This window comes from Streptomyces sp. NPDC092952 (genome assembly GCF_044754785.1).
In the GTDB taxonomy this organism is placed as follows: domain Bacteria; phylum Actinomycetota; class Actinomycetes; order Streptomycetales; family Streptomycetaceae; genus Streptomyces.
This window is the reverse complement of record NZ_JBIVPT010000002.1, coordinates 67,150-82,324: the sequence shown is the minus strand read 5'-3', so window position 1 is coordinate 82,324 and position 15,175 is coordinate 67,150. Positions and strand designations below refer to the sequence as shown.

The following is a 15,175-nucleotide window of genomic DNA, read 5'->3' as shown; positions in this document are numbered from 1 at the left end:
GGCCGCAGCAACCACTACGGCCTTGAGGAGAGAACCAATCTGCGGGTGAAGGACATGCCTCCGGCGGGGGCGCTCAGACTCCGGGATGGACGGGGCGCCGTTCGCGAGTGCCGGCCGGAGCGTGGCGAGCGTCGTGGGCTCCCATCCCGACCACCTTCGACCCAGGCAGAGCCGAGCAGTCGCGGCCCAGGGTGTCGGCGTGCTTTGAACCGTGCCCCCCTATCGGTCGATGAAAAGTGCCCCCTTCCGTGATCAAGTGATCAGTCTGGCTCCATGGGAGTCAGGTGGAAGAGGTGATCGGTGTGGAGGACTGGGCTGAGATCCGGCGGCTTCACCGTGCGGCGGCTCTGTTGCCGTGCTCGCCGGCGGGACCGTAGGTCAGTAGGCGGGCTCACGCGCTTCGCTCGTTGCCAGGAGGTGGCCGCGGCTCGTTGCAACGCGGAGGATGCCCCCCCTCATCCGGATCGGGCCAGACTGGCCTGGAAAAACGGCAGCAGTGGGGGCGGCATCACGAAGGGGAACTCGAGCAGCCCCCACTGGCAATCAGGCACCTTCTCGGCCAGATCGCGGAGCGCCTGCCGGCACATCAAAAGACTCACAGCCGTGGACGCTTGGGTCGCGGGGGACCAGTGGCGATTATTCACATCGACCATCAGAAGCATGCCCGGCGCAAGGGTTCTACTCATCAGCCACGTGTAAGCAGCGTCATCAAGCACGTTGGCCTCAATCTCCGCCTCAACTCGCGTACACAAATCTACGGCCCACTCCCGGGCCGCTCCGGCCGTCTCCCAGGCGTCCTGCAGATCGTCCAGGGCCGCTCTCTCCACCACACCCAGCAGGGTGTCGAGAACGGGGCGGTCTGGAAGGGTACTCATGCCGCCGTCAGGGAGAAACACCTCCTGAGCAAGGTCCGGGACGTCTTCGAGCGTGTACTCAGCCATCGACGCCCATGGGTTGTACCACCCTGCAGGCTGCATGGCCCGCAGCACATCACCGATTCCCTGCGGTGTGATGGCGGCCCCTCCGCGCAACACCGTAGTCACTGCTGCAGCCGTAACCTCCCCGTCAGACAGATTCGGAGGTTCTGGGTTCCGGTCCAGCTCAGCTAACTCCGGCGGGGGCCACACCACACCCCGGTTGCGCATGCACCGGGTGATTCCCTCATCGATCCGGCGGGCCCTCGTAGGGACGAGCCGGACTCGCTGCCCCGACGCGACCACCTCGTCAGCGACACGCTCCGCCCACTCTTCCTCGTCCTCCCGGGCTCTCAGCCCCTCCTCACCGAGACCGATGTTTAGGCGTCGAACGGCCTCCTCGAAGGCTCGCCGCACGGCAATCTCCGGCACCGGATGTCCTTCGCCGAATAAGGTCAGCGCCAGATGAAACGGCCGAGCACCACGCCGGGCCAACCGGGCGAGCGCCACGACCAAGCCGAATGCCTCATCAGCCGGGATCGATGCACTCCCGCGCCCGCGGCCCAGCGCCCGCACCATGTGCCCTGGCAACAAACGCGCCCGCCGCCACGACGCGAGCTGCTTCACAGACACCGTATAGCCGTGCTGTCGCGCATGGTCGATGAGCTGTTGATCAGCGGATACCCGGCCACTCATAGAAGACATGGCGCGAACCTACACACTCAGGACACAAGGGGACCTGGTTATGAGAGGAATAGAGACCTCCCACCTTCGCCGAAAGCGCGTGCACCGCATCTGGTGCTCTTAGGGAACCGCCGGACCACATGGCCCGGCAACGAACCTGGAGGACCCATGCTGATCACCTTTACCGACCTCCTTCCGACGACCGGCCCCCTGCCCTGGGCACTGTTCACGGCCCTGTACGTCTGGATCACCGTGTACGTCGTCATCGTCAGCGTCGCCCTGCTCCACCCCCGCCACTCTCGCCGGAAGGAAGCCCGGAAGATCCTGGACTGCCACCTTCTGGCCCCTCGACTCCTGTGACCTTCCCGCAGAAGTGACTAGGCTCGATCTTTTGACCGGGGTCCGCCGACAGGGTCGGTGGACCCCTTGAACCCCAGAGCTGATAGCGGGCAGGTCGACGCCTTCACCATCGAGTCAGGTAGGCGCCAGATTCCGCCGACAGGGGCAGGTGGTGTTCTTCTCGGGACGGCAGTCTGCGAAACCTGTCCAGGTCGAACTTGGTCGGATTGCAGGTCAGGAGCCATTTGGACATGCGTCCCCCAATCTCTCACCCGATCGATGACGCTAGGTTCCACCCCTGACAGGACCGCGGGGCAGCTCCCTCACATCCTGCCCGTGACACTCCATTGCCGTAGTGGCCCCCACCCGTCCTTGCTGGGTAGTGCTGGTAAGCGGTGAGGCCAGCCCTGCTGGCTCCTAGAGCCGGGCCGGGCACGTCACGCCCTCGCTTCCTCTTGCCGGTTTCTCGGTTTCCCTGCGATGCCGTGGAGAGGTCGACTTAACTTTCCTCAGCAACGCCGTCCCGGTCGAGGAGTCCAACATGAGCCTCATCTACCAGCCGTCCAAGCAAACAATTGGCCAGCTTCTCAATGACACGAAGAAGACATCAGTCCCTGACTACCAGCGGGACTACAGCTGGACCGCTAGCCACGTAGATTATTTCTGGCAGGACGTCGTGCATTTCGCAGACGGCCTTATTGGAAAAGATATGGCGGACGAAGAATACTTCCTGGGGTCCATGGTCAGAGTTGATCTCCCCTCTCATTTTGAGTTGTTGGATGGGCAGCAGCGACTGGCGACCGCGGTAATCCTCCTCTCGGCCATCCGGGATCATCTGCGGCCGTTGAATAGGCGAGTGGCGGATAAAACACAGGATAAATACATTGCTGAAGAAGCTGATCGCACCGGGGAAATCGCCCCCTCTCTGCGGCTGAGCAGGTATGATCGCGATTACTTCCGGCGGCGCATTCAGGAAGAGTCCGGAGCCGAGGTGGAAGCAAAGACTCGCAGTCAGAGATTGATTAATGAGGCGCGCAATAAGTTTGACCTTGAACTCGCTAACGTCCTAGCTACCAAGGCTGACGAAAGGGAGAGGGAGCAATGGCTCATCTTCCTGCGAGATGTGATTGTTGATCACCTGACTACGGTGACCGTTACGTGCGCAAGCGAACGTTACGCGGCCAGCATTTTTGAAACCCTAAACGACCGAGGTTTGGGGCTCTCCACAGTGGACTTGCTGAGGAACTTCGTTTTGCGCCGGGCTGCTGAGCCTGATCGCGAGGAAATCATCAGTCTCTGGCACCAAATTCTCGACGAGTCTTCGTCGGTGGACGTCGACGACTTTCTGCGGCATTATTGGACTTCTCGGCATGGAGACATCAAGTCACAAAGACTCTACCGAGCAATCCGTGACCGGATGGAAGAGGACGCAACTCCCAGTCTTGAATTTATGCGCGACCTCGCTGACGCGCATAAGGACTACGTTCGGATCATCAGCGCAAAATTCCAGGATGCCCGGGTCCGCGATGTGCTCCAAGATGTATTCTCCCTCAAGGCAAAGATGCTCTATCCGCTTTTTCTGAGTGGACTCGCTTCGGGGGAGGAGAATTTTTCCGGGCTTGTGGAGGCTGCAATCACGTACTACACGCGTGAAGGGATCGTGGCCAAACGGAATGGATCTCAGATGGAGCGGATCGTCTTTTCCGCTGCCGTAGATCTCCATAAGCGCAAAGATGTTAGAAGGGTGTTTTCTGCGTTTCTGCGAGAAAGCGCCGACGACAATGTCTTCGAAGCGGCAGTGAGCGGGCTGAGAGGTCTCGACACACCCTCGGCAAGATATCTCCTTAAGGAGATTGAAATGTCCCTCAGGAACGGTGAAGAGACTAAAGTCGAACGCCCTCCCAAGGTGCACGTCGAGCATGTCTATCCCCAACGTCCTCGCAGTGAGTATAGGTGGGCGAGTCATGCCGAATATGTCAGCAAACTGGGAAATCTGACTCTTCTTTCGCGAGCGATTAATACAAGGATCAAGAATGCGCCGTTCGCCGAAAAAAGGAAGCACCTGTCAGAGTCGGAGTTGCTGATCACTCAAGAGGTGGCAAACTGCACCGATTGGAATGAGGCTGCGGTCGACTCCCGGCAGACGTTGCTGGGTGAGCGCATCAAGAAGATCTGGGCTTGGCCACAATTCGTGGTGGAGGCAGCGGATGAAGTGCGCACATTGGAAAGAGAAGGAGATGTTGTAATTCCGAGCCAGTCAACAGAGACTCGGGGTAAAGCGGCGAGGTAAGCCAAACTCCGGTATGGCCGTCACTGACCGATCCGGCTAGAGCTACGGATCAGAAGGGCGACTGCCCGGCTGCATCCCGGTGATGGTCTGTCTGCGTGGCAATGCAGACAGACCATCACGGACAACCACGGATGCCGAGGGACGATCAACCCAGGCCGGCGGGCGTCAGGCCCCGGTCGAGCACTCCCCCAGGTTGCTTCGGGACGAAGCGGTCTCAGTCTCAGTTGCTGCCACATCCGCAGTTGTCCACCCGTGTCCGCGTAGGTCTGCGAGACGTCCTGACCAGGGGATTCGCCACCCTGGAGGGCGTCGGTGGACGTCCGTGGAACAAGATCGGACAACTTGTAATGCGTAGGTCTCGGGTCCGAATTCTGACGGCGGCTCTGTAGAAGCCTCAGAACTCAGATGACTACTGAGGTGACCGCCTCAGCGTCGTTCTTCGCTCCATGAGCAGACGCAGTGAGCTTTACTACTGCCATGGATCAGGGCATAGCAGGCTTAGTGGGAGCCGCGGTTGGGGGACTGATCGGCGTCGTGGGCACCCTGGGGGCCGCGCGACTGACCGGGAAAGACCAGAGACGGAACCAACATGAGCACTGGCGTCGCCAGCAGCGGCGAGACGCCTACAGTCAGCTTGTGATGCAAGCTTCTGAAGCTCTCAGGCTAGGCAGCAGCGCGCAAGATGCTTTCGAAGCCCGTGCCCCGTCCTCTACTGCTCTCTCCGAACAGTTCAGTGAGGTAATGCACAGGCTGGGCGAAGCTGAGAGTCTGATTGCTCTTGAAGGCCCGGAAGAAGCGTCCAACGAAGCTGGTGAGCTCATTACAGAGCTATACACATGGGCGAACAGTCTCGACGTCGCCGTAGCCACAAGGGAAGGACAAGTCACGCTTCCCTCAGGCTGGTCGGTCTCCCTAAGCGAGCTAGTCGATCACAGAGATCGTAGCCACGAAGCCGTGGCTACCTTCACCGTGCACTGCCGACGCCTATTGGATAGCTGAATCCGATCGCCCAAGGACTGGTTCAACCGCATGTCAGTGGCGCGTGTGCTATCACGGCCGCGCCACTGACATTCTTTGACGGCAGTCTCTGACGGCAACGTCGGCAGACCGGAGCAGTCTTGATCGCATCCCGGTGTACGCGCTGCACCGTGCCATAGGTTCGCTACCCAGGCGAGGAGATAGCGCGGTCGAACTTACAAAGCAGATGTCGGCGGTTCGAAACCGTCCGCGCCCACCAGTAGGAAACCGCAGGCGAGAGCCTGTTCCAGGCCCTTCGGTCGCATGCGATCGGAGGGCCGTTCTCATGGCTGGCGCCGATGCCGACCCCCGCGTAGCGCATCCGTCGGGCTGCGGCCGCCCGCGGTGTTGAGCCGGTGACCGACGTCCTCGGTACCACCCCGCATCCGCGGGGGTGGTGGGGGTGGGCCGTAGCGTGGGGTTCGGGCAAGGGTGTCTTGTTCACGTCGGTGATGTCCCAGGGGGGATTCATGTCGTACGGCTATGCGCAGCAGCAGCCGCCGGGGAAGTCGCGTACCGGGTTGATCGTTTCGTTGTCGGTGGTCGGCGGGGTGGTTGTCCTGCTGGCCGTTGGTGTGTTGATCGCCGTGCTGAGCGGCAGGGGGTCCTCGTCGGGAGGCCTGAAGCCGGAGGCGGCCAGGTCCTCGGCGGACGGGGCTTCCGGGGCGCCCTCGGAGGAGTCGGCGGAGGCGCCGTCGTCCGGGGAGGTGGATGCCAAGGGCGATGTGCGGATCACCCGGTGCCGGGTCGACTCACTGACCGAGTGGCCGGATGCGGATGTGGAGATCGTGAACGGGGCCGACGACCGGGCGTCGTACATCGTCTCCGTGGAGTTCCTGGACGGGGACGGTACGCGCCGGGCCTCCGGGCTCGCGACGGTGACCGACCTGGAGGCGGGGCGGAAGGCGGTGGAGAACGCCCAGGGGCTGGGGAAGGTTCCGGGGAAGATGACCTGCGAGGTCGCCGAGGTGACCCGGATTCCCGCGCGGTAGCCGACGCGGTGGGGCGGGGCGGTTGTCAGTGGTGCGGTTCACACTGGGGGCATGTGCCGAAGCATCAAGACTCTGCGTCCGCCCGCCCTCCCCGAAGAGGCCACCGAGGAGGAGATCCGGGCCGCGGCCCTGCAGTTCGTACGCAAGGTGTCCGGCTTCCGGGCCCCGGCCGCGCACAATCAGGAGGTGTTCGACCGGGCCGTGGAGGAGATCGCCGAGGCGACCGCCAGACTGCTGGACGGCCTGGAGGTGCGGGGAGCGGTCAGGGCGCCGTAGAGGCCGCTTCCGCCGCCGGGCGGCGCATGAAGAAGGCGGCCAGGGCGCCCGCCATGAACAGGGCGAGGACCGATACGGCCGTGGCCACCCAGGTCGCGCCGAGCCACTGGCCGCCGAAGTAGCCGAGGCCCACGCTGTAGCCGGCCCAGGCCACGCCCGCCAGGGCCGACCACGGCAGGAATTCCTTCGCCTTGCGGTGCGCGGCGCCCGCGCCCAGCGAGACCACGGAGCGCCCGGCCGGGGCGAAGCGCGCTATGACGACGAGGGCGCCGCCGCCCCGGGCGAGGGCGGCGCCGAGGCGTTCCTGCGCGGAGGTGAGGCGGCGCGAGCGGGCGATGGCCCGGTCCAGGCGCTCGCCGCCGCGCCAGGCCAGCCGGTACGCGACGAGGTCGCCGAGGACCGAGGCGGTGGCCGCGCAGAGGATGAGGACGAGGAGCGAGGGGACCTCCGCAGCCGGTGCGGCCGTGGCCCCCGCGACGGTCGTCGTACCGGCGGCGGCAGCCGTGGCGGCGGTGATCACCAGCACGCCGCTGGGCAGCAGCGGGAGGAAGACGTCCAGGAGCACCGACAGCGCGACCAGGCCGTAGATCCATGGACTGCTGATCAGCGCGCCCAGACTCTCAAGCACCTTCTACTCCCCGATTCGGAACAACGCCGCGACGTCGCGGGGGAGCGGACAGGAGCGGCAGGGTCAGCTGTACAGCGTACGCCTGCCGTTCATGCGGTGATCTATAAATAGGAACGATGTTGGGAACCTCACGCGCGCCCGGGAACGGGGAATGCGCTGGTTCCGGGGGCGCGTGAGGCTCGGGGCGGTGTGCCGGGACGGTGCGGGCCGGGGTGGCGGGGTGCGGTCAGACCGATACGGGTGGTGCCTGCTCGGGGGCGCGCCCCTCGCTGCGGTCGGCGCCGGCCCGGGCGAACAGCCCGTCCAGGGCGAGGGCGCCGGAGCCGGTGAAGACCAGCAGGAGGAAGGTCCAGCAGAAGACGGCCGAGGGTTCCCCGCCGTTCTGGAGCGGGAACAGCGCCTCGTGCTGGTGGACGGTGAAGTAGGCGTACGCCATGGAGCCGGAGCAGATCAGGGCGGCGACGCGGGTGCCGAGCCCGAGTGCCACCAGGGCGCCGCCGACGAACTGGATGACCGCCGCGTACCAGCCGGGCCAGGTGCCGGCGGGTATGGAGCCGCCGTTCATGGCGCCGCCGAGGATGCCGAAGAGTGAGGCGGCACCGTGACAGGCGAAGAGCAGGCCTATGACGATCCGGAAGAGGCCGAGGACGTAGGGCTGGGCCTGGCGCAGATGGGTCTGCATGGGGGGAGGCTCCTTCGGTCGGGTGGGGACGTGAACCGATCGGGCGCTCCAGATTAGGGAGACCTTATTAATGCTTGCAAGTTCAACATTTCTGATGGCTGACCAAAAAATGTCTCGCGTAATTCGGTCGCGCTTCGTTCGGGACCCCCTGCCATCTGCGAACCTCTCCTCCCGGCGTTGGCCTGAACCAATGGCGGCGTAACTTTCCGGCCAGGCCTGCGAGGTGGTGGGCGGGTGCTGGAGGGGGTGTCCGGTCATGATCCGCTGGTTCTGGACCACGGGGGTGGCGTGATGTCCGTCCGACGGGCATGTGGTCCGGTGGAGGTGGGCGGTCCCCGTGGGGCGGTGGGGTGGACCAATGGCGGTGGCGGCCGCGGTGGCGGGGGTGCGGTCCGGAGGAGGGGGAGCGGTCAAGGGGGGAATGCGGGCCGGACGGGCCTTCCGCGGTGCCGGAGAACCGATGTCGTCGACCGGGTGGGTCCGAGGTGGACGCATGGCGACCGGCGGGTGACCGTAGTTGACCGAAAGCGTATGGGTGGCCGCGGCGCGACGCGCGGGCGGTCGCGGAGAGGGTCGTGGCGCCGGGCGAGGGCCCCGGGCGGAGATGCCGGGCAGGGGCGCGCCCCCTCGTACCGGCCGGTGCGAGAGGGCGCGCGGGAAGCGGGGGTTCTGCCGGTTCAGCAGCCGTTCAGGATGGTCTGCAGGGCGCTCTTCTCCGCCGGGTCGACGGTGAGGTCGTAGTAGTGCTTCACGTGGACCCAGGCCCGCGCGTACGTGCACTTGTACGCGGCCCGCGGCGGCATCCACTTGGCGGGGTCCTTGTCGCCCTTGGCCTGGTTGACGTTGTCCGTGACCGCGATGAGCTGCGGGCGCGTCAGGTCGTTGGCGTACGCCTGCCGCTGGGCGGTCGTCCAGCCGCTGGCGCCCGACCGCCAGGCTTCGGCGAGCGGCACCATGTGGTCGATGTCGAGGTCGGAGGCGGCGGTCCAGGTCGCGCCGTCGTACTCCGAGTACCAACTGCCGCTGACGGCGGCGCAGCTGGAGTTCGTCTCCACGTTCGTGCCGTCGCGCTTCAGGACCACCTCGCGGGTGTTGCAGGCGCCGGACTGGGTGATCCAGTGCGGGAACTTGTCGCGGCTGTAGCCGTCCGACGAGCCCTCGGGGGCGACGGTCAGCTGGCTCAGGTAGGTGCGGGCCGTCGAGGCGGCGACCGGCGTGGGCATGGCTGCCTGGGCGGTGGGCGCGGTGAACAGGCCGGCGGTTGCGGCCATGGCGACGGACGCGGCGACGGCGGCGATACGACGCGCGTAGACACCGGACATGCGAACTCCCTTGATGTGGGGGGAACTTGGACGGGCAACCCGTGAAGCCCGGCCATTGTGGCGGCGCCGGGTTTCCGTGGGGTGGGCGCCAGGTAACAGAGTGGCGACATGGGCACGTCAGTAGCAAGGGGTCTGGCCGACAAGCCTGGGGCATGGGGGCGTACGTCCGTATCTGCGCGGGCGTGCGTGCTGATGCGACGACAGTTCCCCGACGCGGACGGCCGGTTCATGAGGGTGTCCGGGACGTTTCCGGTCATACAGTTGCGGCGTGCTGCTACCGGTCAACATCACCCTCGGGGTCGTGCTTGCCGTGCTGCTCGCGGCGGCCGCCGGGGTCGCCGCCCTGGCCTCGCTCGGGCGGTCCCGCGAGATTCTGCTGGCGGGGCTGCGGGCGGCCGTTCAGCTCGCCGCGGTCTCGCTGCTCATCGGCTGGGTGGTGCGGTCGCTGCCGCCGACGCTGGGGTTCGTGGCACTGATGTACGCCGTGGCCGCGCGGACCGCGGGCCGCCGGGTCACCCGCAACGGCACCTGGTGGTGGGCGGCGCTGCCGATCGCGGCGGGGGTCGCGCCGGTGGTCGGGCTGCTGCTGCTCACCGGGCTTCTGCCCGTGAAGGGCATCGCGATGATCCCGGTCGTCGGCATCCTCATCGGCGGGGCGCTGACCGCGACCGTGCTCGGTGGGCGGCGCGCGCTGGACGAGCTGACGACCCGTCGCGGGGAGGTGGAGGCGGGGATGGCGCTCGGTCTGCTCGACCGGGACGCGCGGATGGAGATCGCCCGGCCGGCCGCGGCGGACGCGCTGCTTCCGGGGCTCGACCAGACCCGGACGGTGGGACTGGTGACCCTGCCGGGCGCCTTCGTGGGCATGCTGCTGGGCGGCGCCTCGCCGGTGCAGGCGGGCGCCGTGCAGCTGTTCGTTCTGGTGGCCCTGATGGCCGTGCAGGCGGTGGCCGTGACGGTGGTGCTCGAACTGGTCGCACGGGGGCGGCTGCACCGGACGTGACGGGGTGCCGGGTTCCGGCGCGGGGGATGCCGCCGAAAGTCGGGGCGTCGGCTACGGGTCCGGCCGCGTACGCGCCCCTCCGGGCGAAAGGCCCTGGGCCCTGTCTTCACAGTGCCGTCGTCCGGCCGGAGGCCGGGCCGTGCGGTGTCCGGTGCGTTCGGTCGTAAGGCGGAGGATCGTCCCCGTACTGGGCGTACGGGGACGACTCCGACAACGCGGCGGGCAATGGGGCCTCCCCTGCTCGAGCGGAGCCGAGAGCTCGGGGAAGGGCCGGGCGCCGCACGGCGGGCGGCAGTTCGAAGACAGCGCCTAGCGGGCGGTTCCGATGTGCAGGTGGATCCGGCCGTCGGGGGCCGCCTCCACCCGGAGGTGCGTCAGGTCCGGCACATGCGCGTCGGGGGAGAGGGCCGCGGCGCGCGGGCCGACGCCCACCACGCGCATGCCCGCGGCCCGGCCCGCCGTGATGCCCGCCTCGGAGTCCTCGAAGACGATGCAGTCCGCCGGGGCGAAGCCCAGCTCGGCCGCGCCCTTGAGGAAGCCCTCCGGGTCCGGCTTGCTGGCGCCGACACTCTCCGCGGTGATCCGGACCTCAGGTATACGCAGGCCCGAGGCGGTGAGCCGGGTCCGGGCCAGGGCTTCGTCGGCCGAGGTGACCAGGGCGTGCGGGAGGTCGGCGATCGCGTCCATGAAGGCGGCGGCGCCGCCGATCGGGACGACGCCGTCGGTGTCGGCGGTCTCCTCGGCGAGCATGACCCGGTTGTCCGCGTAGTTCTGCTCCATCGGGCGGTCCGGGAGGAGGGCCGCCATGGTGGCGTACCCCTGCCGGCCGTGGACGACCTTGAGCGTGGCCTCCGGGTCCAGCCCCTCGCGGAGCGCCCAGCGCCGCCAGCAGCGCTCCACCACGGCGTCGGAGTTCACCAGGGTCCCGTCCATGTCCAGGAGGAGGGCGCGGGTGGTGAGGACGGTGGCCGGCATGGGCGGGCTCCAGGAAGCGGGGGGAGGGGGCGGCGGAACAGAAGGGTCAAGCAGCCTCGCCCGCCGGTCAGGGGTGGCGGGCGGAGGCTACTTTGTTTCATCACGATACAAAGAGCTGTCCGGGAAAGCCAATCCCTGTCCTTCCTCTCCTCTTTTCTTCGGGAATGCCCCTGGTTTCTTCAGGAGGGTCCCCGGCCCGTCGTCTCCGCCTCCAGGGCGCTGCGGGTGCGGGGGCCGTAGACCCCGGCGGGGTCGCCCTCGATGGACTTGTACGACTGGTAGATGAGCACCGCGCGCTCGACCCGGTTCGAGTAGTCGCCGTCGTAGGACCCGTGGAACAGCCAGACCTCCGCCAGTCGGCGCTGGAGGTCGGCCACCGCCGGTCCCTGGTCCCCGGGGCGCAGCGAGGGCCCGGCCAGCGAGGCGGGCGGCGCGTCCGACGGTGAGCTGTCGGCCGGTGCCGAGGGGGCGGTGGTGGTCGGCGGGGGCGGGGCGGCGGGCCGGGAGGGTGACGGCTCCGTGGTGGCCGAGGCGGAGGGGGAGGGTGCGGCGGATGCGGAGGGCGAGGCGGGGGCCGAGGGGGTCGGGGAGGCCGGTCCGGAGGGCGGTGCCGGGTCCGTGGCGTCGGCGTCCGCGCCGGGGAGGTCGGCCGCCGTACTGGGCAGTGCCCGCACCTGGTCCCCGTCCCCGCCTCCGTCGCCGCCACCGAGCAGCCCGGTCGCGAACGCCGCCGTGCCCACCACGGCGATCAGGGCCACCCCCGTCGCCACGGCCATGAACGGGCGGCGGCGCCGTGACGCCCCGTCCTCGTCGGGGAGCGCGGGCATCGCGGCTGTGGGGGAGCCGGGGCGACCGGCCGCGCCAAGGGCGTCGGAAGGGGCGTCGGACGGGGTGCCGAAGGAGGCGTCGAACGCGGGGACGGCGGCGGTCGGTGCGGCGTCCGGCAGCGGGCCCGCCGTCGCCGGGCCGATACGGAGCGGCATCGTCGTGGCCGCGTCACCCTCCACGGCCTCGGCCGGACGGGCCCGCCCGGGGTTCCCCGTCCCGGGCGCGTCCGGGGCGGACAGGTCGTTCCCCAGGGTCACGTACGGCCGGATCCGCAGCGGGTCGAAGTCCTCGGCGGCCTCCCGTTCCGCCCGGTCGGCCGCCGCCCGCCCGGCCCGGTGCCGCTCCTCCTCGTACCGCTGCCGGTCCCGCTCCGCCGCCGTGCGCCCGCAGGCGCAGCCCGGCCGGGGCGCGGACCGGTGGCCGGGCCCGCCGCCGGGTCCGTTGTCCGTACCGCACTCCGGGCAGATGTGTCCGGTCATGGTGGCCCCTCCCCTTGATAGCCCTGCGATTATGCAGCCCGCCCCGGTGCGTACACCCGCTCAGCAGGCCATAACCGTACGGAAAGGACAGGATAGGGATGTAGCGGACCCGAGGAGGTGTTCATGGCCCGGCATGCGAGGATCCCTGCCCCGGGTTCTGCCCCGGCGCCCGGTGCGGAGCGCTCCCGGCGGTCCGTGCTCGTGGCCATCGGAGCACTGCTCCTCGGCATGCTCCTGGCGGCACTCGACCAGACCATCGTCTCCACCGCGCTGCCGACGATCGTCAGCGACCTCGGCGGTCTGGAGCACCTGTCCTGGGTGGTCACGGCCTATCTGCTGGCGTCGACCGCAGCGACCCCGCTGTGGGGCAAGCTCGGTGACCAGTACGGCCGCAAGAAGCTCTTCCAGGCCGCCATCGTCATCTTCCTGATCGGTTCGGCGCTCTGCGGGGTCGCCCAGAACATGCCGCAGCTCATCGGCTTCCGGGCCCTCCAGGGGCTCGGCGGCGGCGGGCTCATGGTGCTGTCGATGGCGATCGTCGGCGACATCGTGCCGCCGCGCGAACGGGGCAAGTACCAGGGGCTGTTCGGTGCGGTCTTCGGTACGACGAGTGTCCTCGGACCGCTCCTGGGCGGCCTGTTCACCGAGCATCTGACCTGGCGGTGGGTCTTCTACGTCAACCTGCCGATCGGCGTCGTCGCGCTCCTGGTCATCGCCGCCGTGCTGCACATCCCGGTCCGCAGCGAGAAGCACGTCATCGACTACCTCGGCACGTTCCTGATCGCCGCCGTCGCCACCTGCATGGTGCTCGTCGCCTCGCTCGGCGGCACCACCTGGGCCTGGGGCTCGGCGCAGATCGTCTCCCTGTCCGTGCTGAGCGTGCTGCTGCTGGTCGCCTTCGTGTACGTCGAGCGCCGGGCCGTCGAACCGGTCATCCCGCTCAACCTCTTCCGGATCAGGACCTTCACGCTCGTCGCCGTCATCAGCTTCGTCGTCGGCTTCGCGATGTTCGGCGCGATGACCTATCTGCCGACCTTCCTCCAGGTGGTGCACTCGATCACGCCGACGATGTCCGGTGTGCACATGCTGCCGATGGTGCTGGGCCTGCTCCTCACCTCGACCGCGTCCGGCCAGATCGTCAGCCGCACCGGCCGCTGGAAGGTCTTCCCGATCGCGGGCACCGGCCTGACCGCCATCGGCCTCCTGCTGCTGCACCGGCTCACCGAGACCACCAGCACCTGGGTGATGAGCGGCTACTTCTTCGTCTTCGGCGCCGGACTCGGCCTGGTGATGCAGGTACTGGTGCTGGTGGTGCAGAACGCCGTCGCGTACGAGGACCTCGGCGTCGCCACGTCCGGGGCGACCTTCTTCCGGTCGATCGGCGCCTCGTTCGGCGTCGCCGTCTTCGGCACGATCTTCACCAACCGGCTCACCGAGAAGCTCACCGCCGCGCTCGCCGGACACCCGCTGCCGCCCGGTGCCGGGGTGAACGGGCTGGCCTCCGATCCGCGCGCCATCGGACAACTGCCGCCCGCGCTGCGGCCCGCGGTGCTCCACGCGTACTCGACGTCGATCACCGACGTGTTCCTGTACGCGGCCCCCGTCGTGCTGGTCGCCTTCGTCTTCGCCTGGTTCCTCAAGGAGGACAAGCTGCGCGGCTCGGTGACGGCCCCGGAGGTCAGCGAGACCCTGGCGTCGAACCCGGTGGAGCGGTCCTCGTACGACGAATGCGCGCGCGCCCTCTCGGTCCTCGCGACCCGGGCGGGGCGCCGCGAGATCTACCAGCGGATCACCGAACGGGCGGGATACGACCTGCTGCCCGCCGCGAGCTGGATGCTGCTGCGCATCCGGCGGCACGGCACGGTCGAACCGGCCCTGCTCGCCGACACCACCCCGGTGCCGCTGCGGGCGGTCACCGACGCGGCCCGGCAGCTGGAGGAACGCGGACTGGCCCGGCGCGAGGGCGTGCAGCTGGTGCTCACCGAGACCGGCTCGGAAGTCGTGGTCGACCTCGCGCGGGCCCGGGAGGCGGCCATGGCCGAGCTGCTGGGCGACTGGTGGGGGCCGGACCGGCCGACCGACCTGGTCCGGCTGGTGGAGGAGCTGACCGCCGAGACCTGCGGGTCGAAGGAGGAGCGCCCGCACAGCCCCGCCCCGCACCGCGACCACGCGGCCAGGTGCCGGCCCGAGCCCGGCGAGGAGCCGACCTGAGCCGGCGGCGGCCGGTGGTGGTCAGACGCCCGGAGCGGACAGTTCCTTGGCGAACCAGTGCTCCGCGTACTGCCGCCGGTGGAACGCCGGGACCTCCCGGTAGCCGTGCTTGGCGTAGAGCCCGCGAGCCTCGACCAGGTCGTGGCGGGTGTCGAGCCGGACGGTGCGGACGCCGAAGGCGCGCGCCGCCTCCTCCACGGCGGCCAGCAGCAGCCCGCCGCCGCCCGTGCCCCGGTGCTCCGGGCGTACGAAGACCCGGGTCAGCTCGGCGGTGCCCGCGTCCAGCACCAGCAGCCCGGCGCACCCCGCCGCCCGTCCGTCGCGGCGGGCGACGACGAACCGGCCGGTGGCCCCGGTGAGCAGGCCGGCCCCGTCGTCGGTGAGCCCCTCCTCGATCTCCTCGACGGTGGCGGGCCGCCCCCAGTAGCGGCTGGCCACCTCGTCGTAGTAGTCGCGGCGCAGCAGCGCGGCGTCGGGGGAGTCGAAGGGCTCGGGGGCAACGGTCCAGGTCATGCCGGGCATTGTGGCCGGGCCC

Annotated in this window: 14 protein-coding genes; 6 read left to right on the top strand and 8 right to left on the bottom strand. The window is 68.4% G+C overall.

Annotated elements, in window-relative coordinates:
* Nucleotides 1-455: 455 nt before the first annotated feature.
* The gene (locus tag ACIQGQ_RS04350; protein ID WP_402390498.1) at nucleotides 456-1,619 is read right to left on the bottom strand and encodes a hypothetical protein; all 1,164 of its coding nucleotides are present in this window, start codon (nucleotides 1,617-1,619) and stop codon (nucleotides 456-458) included.
* Between the two features lie 147 nt (nucleotides 1,620-1,766).
* Between ACIQGQ_RS04350 and ACIQGQ_RS04345 the strand changes: the two genes are divergently transcribed.
* Both ACIQGQ_RS04345 and ACIQGQ_RS04340 read left to right on the top strand, forming a co-directional pair.
* On the top strand, nucleotides 1,767-1,958 hold the full coding sequence (locus ACIQGQ_RS04345; RefSeq protein ID WP_402390495.1) for a hypothetical protein: 192 nt from the start codon (nucleotides 1,767-1,769) through the stop codon (nucleotides 1,956-1,958).
* Nucleotides 1,959-2,478: 520 nt separating this feature from the next.
* Entirely contained in the window at nucleotides 2,479-4,227 is a 1,749-nt protein-coding gene (locus ACIQGQ_RS04340; RefSeq protein WP_402390492.1) for a DUF262 domain-containing protein, read from the top strand.
* Nucleotides 4,228-5,725: 1,498 nt separating this feature from the next.
* Here ACIQGQ_RS04340 and ACIQGQ_RS04335 read toward each other — a convergent pair.
* Nucleotides 5,726-5,962, bottom strand: coding sequence for a hypothetical protein (locus ACIQGQ_RS04335; protein WP_402390489.1), 237 nt, complete (start codon nucleotides 5,960-5,962; stop codon nucleotides 5,726-5,728).
* Between the two features lie 61 nt (nucleotides 5,963-6,023).
* Between ACIQGQ_RS04335 and ACIQGQ_RS04330 the strand changes: the two genes are divergently transcribed.
* Both ACIQGQ_RS04330 and ACIQGQ_RS04325 read left to right on the top strand, forming a co-directional pair.
* Nucleotides 6,024-6,236 (top strand): hypothetical protein, encoded by a 213-nt coding sequence (locus ACIQGQ_RS04330; RefSeq protein WP_402390487.1) that lies wholly within the window; start codon nucleotides 6,024-6,026, stop codon nucleotides 6,234-6,236.
* A gap of 51 nt (nucleotides 6,237-6,287) precedes the next feature.
* Nucleotides 6,288-6,512: a DUF2277 domain-containing protein gene (locus tag ACIQGQ_RS04325; protein ID WP_385204526.1), complete on the top strand. Its 225-nt coding sequence runs from the start codon at nucleotides 6,288-6,290 to the stop codon at nucleotides 6,510-6,512.
* Here ACIQGQ_RS04325 and ACIQGQ_RS04320 read toward each other — a convergent pair.
* From ACIQGQ_RS04320 to ACIQGQ_RS04310, 3 genes are all read right to left on the bottom strand, one after another.
* Nucleotides 6,499-7,140 (bottom strand): DedA family protein, encoded by a 642-nt coding sequence (locus ACIQGQ_RS04320; protein ID WP_402390484.1) that lies wholly within the window; start codon nucleotides 7,138-7,140, stop codon nucleotides 6,499-6,501. The genes ACIQGQ_RS04325 and ACIQGQ_RS04320 overlap by 14 nt on opposite strands.
* A 226-nt stretch (nucleotides 7,141-7,366) precedes the next feature.
* Entirely contained in the window at nucleotides 7,367-7,822 is a 456-nt protein-coding gene (locus ACIQGQ_RS04315) for a DoxX family protein (protein WP_402390481.1), read from the bottom strand.
* Nucleotides 7,823-8,499: 677 nt separating this feature from the next.
* Entirely contained in the window at nucleotides 8,500-9,144 is a 645-nt protein-coding gene (locus ACIQGQ_RS04310) for an HNH endonuclease family protein (protein ID WP_402390479.1), read from the bottom strand.
* A 268-nt stretch (nucleotides 9,145-9,412) separates the two neighbouring features.
* On the opposite strand from ACIQGQ_RS04310, the gene ACIQGQ_RS04305 reads away from it, so the two are divergent.
* On the top strand, nucleotides 9,413-10,147 hold the full coding sequence (locus ACIQGQ_RS04305) for an ABC transporter permease (protein ID WP_402390476.1): 735 nt from the start codon (nucleotides 9,413-9,415) through the stop codon (nucleotides 10,145-10,147).
* A 309-nt stretch (nucleotides 10,148-10,456) separates the two neighbouring features.
* Here the strand turns inward: ACIQGQ_RS04305 and ACIQGQ_RS04300 are convergent, their stop codons facing one another.
* Nucleotides 10,457-11,122, bottom strand: coding sequence for an HAD-IA family hydrolase (locus tag ACIQGQ_RS04300; RefSeq protein ID WP_402390474.1), 666 nt, complete (start codon nucleotides 11,120-11,122; stop codon nucleotides 10,457-10,459).
* Between the two features lie 179 nt (nucleotides 11,123-11,301).
* The gene (locus ACIQGQ_RS04295; RefSeq protein WP_402390471.1) at nucleotides 11,302-12,429 is read right to left on the bottom strand and encodes a peptidoglycan-binding protein; all 1,128 of its coding nucleotides are present in this window, start codon (nucleotides 12,427-12,429) and stop codon (nucleotides 11,302-11,304) included.
* Between the two features lie 123 nt (nucleotides 12,430-12,552).
* Between ACIQGQ_RS04295 and ACIQGQ_RS04290 the strand changes: the two genes are divergently transcribed.
* Nucleotides 12,553-14,640, top strand: coding sequence for a DHA2 family efflux MFS transporter permease subunit (locus ACIQGQ_RS04290; protein ID WP_402390468.1), 2,088 nt, complete (start codon nucleotides 12,553-12,555; stop codon nucleotides 14,638-14,640).
* Between the two features lie 21 nt (nucleotides 14,641-14,661).
* Here the strand turns inward: ACIQGQ_RS04290 and ACIQGQ_RS04285 are convergent, their stop codons facing one another.
* Nucleotides 14,662-15,153 (bottom strand): GNAT family N-acetyltransferase, encoded by a 492-nt coding sequence (locus ACIQGQ_RS04285; protein ID WP_402390465.1) that lies wholly within the window; start codon nucleotides 15,151-15,153, stop codon nucleotides 14,662-14,664.
* Between the last annotated feature and the right edge of the window lie 22 nt (nucleotides 15,154-15,175).